This window comes from Myroides sp. LJL119 (genome assembly GCF_054871605.1).
Window position 1 is genome coordinate 1 of the sequence record NZ_JBTXLO010000016.1, and the last position, 9,462, is coordinate 9,462.

General features: G+C 34.4%; 4 protein-coding genes. All 4 read left to right on the top strand.

Annotated elements, in window-relative coordinates:
* Window positions 1–1,095 precede the first annotated feature (1,095 nt).
* Window positions 1,096–3,984, top strand: coding sequence for a hypothetical protein (locus ACYSNV_RS12275; protein ID WP_461762832.1), 2,889 nt, complete (start codon window positions 1,096–1,098; stop codon window positions 3,982–3,984).
* A gap of 91 nt (window positions 3,985–4,075) precedes the next feature.
* Window positions 4,076–8,257, top strand: a complete 4,182-nt coding sequence (locus ACYSNV_RS12280; protein WP_461762833.1) for a DUF7507 domain-containing protein — start codon at window positions 4,076–4,078, stop codon at window positions 8,255–8,257.
* Between the two features lie 71 nt (window positions 8,258–8,328).
* Entirely contained in the window at window positions 8,329–9,222 is an 894-nt protein-coding gene (locus tag ACYSNV_RS12285; protein ID WP_461762834.1) for a hypothetical protein, read from the top strand.
* A partial coding sequence (locus ACYSNV_RS12290; RefSeq protein ID WP_461762835.1) for a T9SS type B sorting domain-containing protein occupies window positions 9,179–9,462 on the top strand: 284 nt, incomplete at its 3' end. The genes ACYSNV_RS12285 and ACYSNV_RS12290, both read left to right, overlap by 44 nt.

Genomic DNA, 9,462 nt, shown 5'->3' on the forward strand with positions numbered 1-9,462 from the left:
GGATCTCCGCAGATCGTTTAACTGGTCGTGGTTATGGCGAGAGTCAGTTGATAAATAATTGTTCTAATGGGGTTCCTTGTAGTATACAAGAGCATCAATTAAACAGAAGAAGTGAGTTTATTATCCTTGAGTTATAGAAATAATAGACAAATGTTTTTAAAATAAATAAAGGTTCTAGTGATTTTATATATAGACTGATTAAACAGTTTTTTATTCTAGAATCCAATTTGTATAGGGTAAACTATAAAAAGTATTTGACTTTTATAGTTTACCCTTTTTTAGTGTCTATTTTTCTGGATTAATATATTATAATCTAAAGTTTTTTTGGAAATAGTTTACTGGTTTATTATTCAAAAGATTTTTTCACATAATGTATTCTTGTGAAAACGGCATCTGCATTGTTAGTGGGTGTTGTTGTAAAGTATGGTTCGTATTTTGATTTTATTTTCTAAGTTATAATTTTTTAATAAGATGTAATAGTTCAAAGTGTGATTAAAAAAGCAAGGAGAATTACTACTATTCTATTGCCAAAATTTACATGGGTTATATAGAATATTTAGACTAAAAGCTCTGTTGAAAGGAAGTGATAAAGTGTTTTTCTTGAAGTGTATAATAGCAAAAATATTTTAGGTGTTTACTTATTTGATGTAGAAATCCAAAGCTTTAGTACTGGTTTATTCTATCGTAACGGTTAATAAATGGTCGGCCTTTGTGCCAAAACCTAACTTCTTTGTCGGTTTTAGGAATCGTTTTCTTAGGTAGGGGTTACCAAATGGGGTGGGGATGTTTCTTTTTGTGTTAGATCGAAATTTAAAATATGGTTTTTTCTGGTGTGCTTTTTTTTGAAAAAACTTAAAATTTATAAGTAATTCTTAACTATGTGCTTACTTGTCTGATTGCATGGATTTACTGGGGTGTTTCATTTTTTTAGTTCGATGTAGTTACTAAAATTTTGCTACATGGCTTTAACACCTAATAGCGAATTTTGCCTAGCAAATTTAAAAAGAATATAGTATAGGCTTCTTTGCAAGAGAAAAGTCGCCTTGAGATTTCCAAACGAACAACTACGTATTAAAAGCGTAAATTTTTAGAATCATGATAAGAAGACTAATTCCAGTTGCCCTATTAATGGGTGCAGTATCGGCAAATGCTCAAGTAGGTATAGGTACTAAAACACCTAATAAATCAGCCGAGTTACTTATTGAATCCACCAACAGAGGATTATTAATCCCTAACGTAGCTTTAAGTGATGTTAAAGATAAAAAAACAATTACAAATGGAAATGTCAATAGTTTGATGGTCTTTAATACCACTTCAAATGATAATATTCAACCAGGATATTATTATTGGTATATAGATACATGGAATCTTCTAACTAGTGATTCTGATATTCCTTCAATTGTGGTTAATAACTTTCAAGAGATATTAAATCTTCAAGATAATAAAGTTGAGAATTTGATTAAGCAGATTGTTCTTAATACGCAAGGCAATGTTATTTATCAAGGAGATAAGCTTTATTATATAAACCAGGAAGGAAATAAAGTAGAAATAGATTTCGGAAATATCGTGCAAGCTAATGAGACATTAACTAAAATTGAGTATAACCAAGATACGCATATTTTGTCTTATGTAGATGAACATGGAAAAATTACTCCCATTGCTTTGAATTCGGGAGAAATCAAATACGATTCAGATAATAATAGAATGTCTTATTTAGCATCTGATGGTAAAATTAGTCATATAAATTTAAATAATACAGGGTTGAAATATGATTCGAAAAATCATATTCTAGTTTATACGGATTCCAAAGGTGCAACACATAATATTGAATTACAAGATTTAGTGTCTAACTTTGAAACAGTTACTACTTTAACTGCTTTAGGTAATGGTAAATACGAGTATGTTTCTGAGGATGGCACCCAGACTCTTATAGATATTCCTTTATCTGTGGTTGAAAACTTCCAAAGTATTGTAAACCAAGGTCCTGTAACTATTAATGGTGTAAAATATACCACTATCGAGCAGTATATTAAAGATATTGCAAATAGTAGTGTAACGGTTAATGGTAGTGATTTTATCGAAGTTAGTGGAGATGGAACAAGTGATGATCCTTATGAGGTAACAATTAAAGAGGGTGATAAGAACTCTATGTTAATTACCAACGAAGAAGGGGAGTTAGAGTGGGCGACAATAGATAGTATTGTAAAAAACAATGAAACAATTACTACTTTAACTGCTTTAGGTAATGGTAAATACGAGTATGTTTCTGAGGATGGTACCCAGACTCTTATAGATATTCCTTTATCTGTGGTTGAAAACTTCCAAAGTATTGTAAACCAAGGCCCTGTAACTATTAATGGTGTAAAGTATACCACTATCGAGCAGTATATTAAAGATATTGCAAATAGTAGTGTAACGGTTAGTGGTAGTGATTTTATTGAAGTTAGTGGAGATGGAACAAGTAAGTATCCTTACCATGTAACAATCAAAAAGGGTGATAAGAACTCTATGTTAATTACCAACGAAGAAGGGGAGTTAGAGTGGGCGACAATAGATAGTATTGTAAAAAACAATGAAACAATTACTACTTTAACTGCTTTAGGTAATGGTAAATACGAGTATGTTTCTGAGGATGGTACCCAGACTCTTATAGATATTCCTTTATCTGTGGTTGAAAACTTCCAAAGTATTGTAAACCAAGGCCCTGTAACTATTAATGAAGTAGAGTATACCACTATCGAGCAGTATATTAAAGATATTGCAAATAGTAGTGTAACGGTTAGTGGTAGTGATTTTATTGAAGTTAGTGGAGATGGAACAAGTGATAAACCTTATAAGGTAACAATCAAAGAAGGTGGTAAGAACTCTATGTTAATTACCAACGAAGAAGGGAAGTTAGAGTGGGCGACAATAGATAGTATTGTGCCTAATATTACAAATCTTTTAGTTTCAACAGGAAATACGTTAAGCTCTACAGTAAGTGGGGTTGTAAGTGATACTTCTATTGTTAATGAAATTTCTGTTAGTGTTAATGAGCATAACCAATTAGTGACAAGTGTTAATAATCAGGTGAGTAATCCTTTAGATCTTACAGGTGCAGTTCAAGGATTACAGAAAACAACGACAGTTACTAGTGGGAATAATGTGAGTGTAGAATCTGAAATTGAAAATAATAATACAGATTATACTATTAGTGTATCTGATCTACAGGGTGATATAACAGGAGGTATTACAAGTAATAGTATATCAAAAATTCAAGGAACACCTGTTATGACGGATAACAAGAAGGATGGTGAGGTTTTAATGTTTACTGGAGAAAGTTGGGTTGCGGGTAGTCCTAATATTGGAGTAGATCAAATTACGAATTCTCAAAGCTTATCAACCGATGGAGTGATAATTTTTGGTCAAGATGATGAGGATAATGATATTACTATTTCTGAAAAAACGGTTTTAAAAGCTGCAAAATTAAGTATTAAACATGAATCTATAACATCGGATTTAATCCAAGATAATACTATACAACCTCAGGATATTAAACAGGCAGATAAAAACCAAGTTTTAGTGACAGATAAAGAAGGAAATCCAACTTGGAAAAATCAAAACAAGGTGGCTCCTCAGTTTTTCTATATGCCAGCTGTTATTTTTGATACTTCAAAAACAGGTGAGGCTGAGCGTGATTTATACCAAGAATATGTGAATCAATTCACAGGAGGAAAAATAGGTGAAGGTGGTGCTAGTTATCCAATATCACATGGTCCTTCTGGAACTACACCAATTTCTTATTCTGGAGGTATAATAGGTAGTGAGGGTGCACCTGCGGATATAAGTGTATTTGAATCCGATGAATTATATTATTATGTAACTTATTATGATCAAGATGTTTTTGAAAAACTAAAAATTAGTGAAGATGGTAAGTTAACTTATACTGTAAAATCAAGTGCGAAACCATCTTCTTACATGAATATTGTGTTTGTGATTAAATAAAGAAGTTTTTTTAAAAGTTTAAATATTTAAGTATTCATCTAGAACTACACTAGTTCTAGATGAAACTAGAATTACAAATACGAAATTAAAAATGACTAAAAATAGAATATTAAGTAATAGCAAGAGAATTACTTTTCTTATGCTATTTATGTTTATACAAATAGGAACTGCTTTTGCAGATGGATCTCGAAATTGGTATCCAACCAATGCTTCAGGACATAGAGCAATGCTGGCCGGAGCGGGATACACTGCTGCTGAAGCGCATCCATTTCCAAACAATGGCGTGCATTATGTATACGCTAAAAAAGGAGAGAAAATCACTTTGGCTTCATCATCTCAAAATAAAGGTGGTAGGTCTAGAATTGTTTTATGGGACCCTAGTGGTAAAGAAATTGTTTCTAATACAACGCAAGGGACTATAGAAAATAGAGAACAGGAGCTCAAGGGGCCCAAATTAAATAGAAATGATAAAAATGGTGGTTATACTCCCATTTATCATGAGGTAACGCAAGATGGTATTTACAGGGTGGAGTTTTACTCGAGATCTAGCCAAGGGACTGCACCTAACTTGCTTGCAAATGATAAGTGGACACAAGATCAGGATTTTGCTATTCGTGCTTGGGATATTTCAGTAATTAACGAAAATGGGGATAAATTTATTCCTGGGAGAGTTTATGCTACAAACCTTAATCTAGCCAATGGAAACTCATCTGGTACTAAATATGAAGATGTAAAGTTTAATGGTCGCGTGTTTGTTCGAACTAACGATGGGTTTACCTACAGAGTAAAACACAATGGCACATCGGGGATAGTTTTTGCTTTTTTTGTAAATAATTTAGGATTTATAGACAAAAGTGGGAATCCGATTTATGCAAGCTTAAATCAGCAAGCTAGTAAATCGAAAGAAAATATTCACGATCCAAATGTGGTTGATAACAATACCAATATAACCCATAAAATGTTTTATACCCTACCGGCAACAGATATGCCTGTGGAGTCAATTGCATCTATTGGTGTGAATACAAATGCGTCTAATAATGTGTCAACATGGTTAAACCCTGTGATACAAGAACCGGTTGTTAATAATGTAAAGGTTGTTGGTGCTGAGGGTACAGAAGGGTTTTTTGGACACAAAGGTGGAAAAATAACTTTTGATGTTCCCCTTGGAGGACAGCACTACAATATTGTTATTGAAAGTGAAGGTAAACCACTTAAAGTACTTAGTGGATCTACTATTCAAGGAAACAATGAAATCTTATGGGATGGTAAAGATGAACAGGGAAAAAAATTGGAGAAAAATAAACTTATTCCTGTATCTGTTAAAATTCAATTACAGGGAGCAGAAGTACATTTTCCATTCTTTGATATAGAATATAATATAGGAGGGATATCCATAGAACTCTTAGATTATAACAGTCTAGATTATAATGCCCCTGATAATTCTAAAGTAATATCTAGCCAAGTGTATTGGAATGACGAGAGTCTTGCTGCAGTAAATAACGGTAAGGGTGTGTTACCTTTAAATAATAGTCATTTTATTAAGGATAATAAAGGACAAGACAGTAATGTAAATGGTCATAAGTGGGGAGAAGGTGGTAAAGGTGCTAGTAATACATTTGGAGATAAGCGTTCTTTGGATACTTGGGCATTTCGTGTTGGAAACCAAATAGAGGTAAAGACCAGTATTGAGATCAAAGAAGTAGATTTATTTACTGAAATTCAATATGAGATTCAAGGAAAAAAGAATGCTTTAAATGCCACTAGTGGTCAAAGCGTACAGTACAGAGTAACAGTAGGAAATAAAGTTGGTTTTAGTGATGTAATCTCTAATGAAGATAAGAAATTAAAAGGGGCTTTATTTACCTTTCAAGTACCAGGTGGGGTGCGTATAGATCCTGATAATGTACAAGTTGAGATTCAAAATAGTTGTAGTGGAGTTAAACAAGTTGTGCCAATTAGTTATAATAAGCAAACCGGGATGTTTAGATCTGAATTAGATCTGCCTAGTGGATGTTCTTTAACCTATATTTTTACAGGAGAAACGCAAGGAGCAATGGGGTATCAAGTTGCAGAGGCTACCGTGATGCGCCCAGCTGATATAACCGATATTGATGCTACTAATGGTGAAGCTAGTACGGCTCCTGTTAATCCTCATTTTGAGTGTTTTAATAATGATGAAGGAAATCTAGGTACTGGTTCTGGCGAGATAGCCTGTAATAATATTACAGAGGTGAGTTTTATGCTTTTAGATGATTGCGTGGATGAAATTCTGTTCTATGAAGATTTTGGACGTACTACTTGGCAAGTTAATTCTGGTCGTGTAACATGGAATAATGTTAATTCTGTAAGTATTATAGATGGCGTGGTTCAGAAAGATTCAGATGGGAATATTATTCGCCAAGGACTAAGCTCTAGAGCAAGTATTTCATATTTGTTTGCTCCAGGGGTAAACGATCCTTTATATGCAAATGCAAATGCTACTCATAGTAATCAAAGCTCGGTTGCACGTATTAAAAATGGATACTACGCGGTATTGCCTCCAGGATATGTTCAAATGGGAATTCCGCAAACCGATAGTTGGTATCAAGGGGTATGGGATTCAGAGAATAACATTAATGATCCAAATGATCCCAATAGTGGTTATGATTGGACGGCATCTTGGGATTTGCCGCAAGCCATTAGAGATAGGTCTGGTGCTGTAAATGGAGCTGCATTTTTGGTTCGCGGTGCAATTTCTGCTGCGCAAAGTATTAAACCTTTTTTTGAATTTGACTTAAAAGATGAAATAAGCGTTGATACAAAATATACACTTTCTTTATATTCTTATGTAACCTATCACGATAAAGATTATATGTTAATGGATGTGGTAGATCAAACCTCAGGACATATCTATGCTTCGGTTCCTTTAACTTATGCAGGCCCAGGTGATCCTCCACAAAATCAAGGAGTAAGCTTTGGTTGGGTGCCATTACAGGCTAGCTTTATTTTTGATGGATCCAATTGCCAGGATATTGTTGGAAAAAAAGTAAAGATTGCCATACGTGGAAGTCAAGATCGTTCATTACAAACCGGTAAAGGGTTCGGTCATACTATCTTAGATGATATCGGTTTTACTAAAAGGACTATAGGAGATAATTGCCAGATAAACGCAGAGACAGTCACTTGTGAAAAAGCCTGTTATATCGATGTACTTGGAAAGGGTTACTTCTGGCATAGAGCATTGGGCGCTCCGGGACCAAATCCAGTTGTAGGTAAGTTTACACAACCAGGTACAGATGGAGGATTTGTGTTAGATATTTATCACTTAGATAATTCATTTAATATGATTATTAATGGTTCACCTTTGTATGAAGAGGAATTGGAATTTGAATTAAAAGAAGGGGAAGTTACGCCAAATGTTCGATTTAAAAAGGATAAAGGTACCTGGTCTGAGCAGGGACAAGGGAAGCAAATCTGGGATGTAAACAAAGGTATTAACGTAGATTTTGATAATATGGACCCTAGTATAACCCCGGCGATAAAAGTGGTTATAGACCAGTGGGGGAACGTACAATTATGGGGAAAACGCACCACAGATGCACAATTAGAGGAGTTAGAAGTTTTTGATCCTAATACCAAAGAATTACGCTATTTAAATACGGTACACTGGAAAGGTTTTCAATCGGGAACTCAGCAAGAGAATATAGTGGATGTGACTCAGAATGTGGTTGGAGAAACCCTTATGAGAGTATATGGATATGGACAGAATCAGAAAGAATGTGAGACTTTTACTTTAGAAAAAGATGGTGTTTTTAATGATGAGAATAAAAATGGATTCGCTGAAATAGGAGAGACCATAACCTATAGTTTTACAGTGAAAAATGCTGGTGATATGCCAATTTATGATGTAGTGATTGTAGATGATATGTTTAGCTTTAACATTGAATTAGATCCAGATACACATCTACCAACTATTGAGACAGTGGAGTTAAGCGGAGATGTTAATCAAAATGGAATCTTGGATCGTGATGAAACTTGGGTATTCACCCTTAAGTATAAAATTACCCAAGAAGATATCTTTAGCAATAAAGGAGTCTATAATATTGCTAATGTGACCGGTGTGGGTAGACTTTTGGACTCCAATAGACAAGCCAATGAGCAATCCAATGATCCAACTCCTTATAAAGAAGGGGATCAGGGTTGGGATCCATCAAGGCCAAATCATACATATGTTCCTTTAAAAGGGAGTACTTTACTGATTAGTAATCCGATGATTTACCAAAGGATGCAATAATAAATTACAGTTTTAGTGTCTTAAAAAAAGCAGCACCTTTTATGGTGCTGCAATAAAACAAAGAAATAGCTATGAGATATATTTATAATATTACCGGTTTGGTTAGCATAATAGCTCTAGGGGTTAGTAATACCCTTTTTGCACAACAAGACCAAGGAGCTTTTGTAAATCAAGGAAGTATATCGGTTGCCGATCAGGGAGTTGTTTCGGTGTTGTATGATTTTGATAATCAAAAAGATGGTTATACTTTAAATGATGGGGTGATTTATTACTATCGAGATTTTAATAACGATGGAAACTATGGTTTTAATAAGCAAGGTAAAGCCGTTTTTATGCGTTTTGGTATGGAAAATGGTCCACAGCTATTAAGTGGTTCGCAAATGTCTGACTTTTACCAGATAGAACTTAATAATGGATCGGTAGACATGGCATTTGATTTAAAGAATAATTTTGAAGTATATAAATCCGTGGATTTCCAAGATGGTATAATTATAGTGGATTCGGTAATTGACCCAAAAACACGTTTAACCAAAGGATCTTTAACGTTTCACCAAGGAGCAATCGGTATAAACCCAAGTGATAAATCACACGCAGAGGGGACGGTTGAGAAAATCGGTAAAGAATCTTTCCAATATCCAAAAGGAGACAAGGGTCTTTATCGCTATGCTCGTATTAGCGCCCCAGAATCTGTAAAGGATGCCTACCAAGGTACTTATATTTTACATGACAAGGCGTTTTTCGCGGCTCGACCTCATAAAGCTGGTGTTATCAACCTATTAGATACCAACGAATACTGGTTAATTGAAAAAGGTGGAAATAACACCAAAGAAGATATTTTACTTACTTTGAGTTGGGATGAAAGAACCACTTTACAGGATTTATTAAAAGATCCAGAGAAGGAATTACATATTGTTCGTTTTGATGCAAAACAGAATTTATGGGTTTCCGGAGGGAGGAGTAGTTGACCTAGTAAATAAAGAAATCACCACACCAACTAGCGTTAGAGGCTATGGATTTTTCACCCTAGCCACTGTAAAGACCGACATCATTTTAGATGGCGATGTGGTGATTTATAATTTAGTTACTCCTAATGGGGACGGTAAAAATGACTACTTCGAGATTGAGAACCTTTATAAATTTCCAGAGAACCGCGTTGAGATATTTAACCGTTGGGGAGTAAAGGTATTTGAGACCGATGGTTATGA

What these genes read in the sequence shown, in the direction of transcription:
- ACYSNV_RS12275 (WP_461762832.1), top strand. Translation starts at nt 1,096, where the DNA reads ATGATAAGAAGACTAATTCCAGTTGCCCTATTAATGGGTGCAGTATCG.
- ACYSNV_RS12280 (WP_461762833.1), top strand. Translation starts at nt 4,076, where the DNA reads ATGACTAAAAATAGAATATTAAGTAATAGCAAGAGAATTACTTTTCTT.
- ACYSNV_RS12285 (WP_461762834.1), top strand. Translation starts at nt 8,329, where the DNA reads ATGAGATATATTTATAATATTACCGGTTTGGTTAGCATAATAGCTCTA.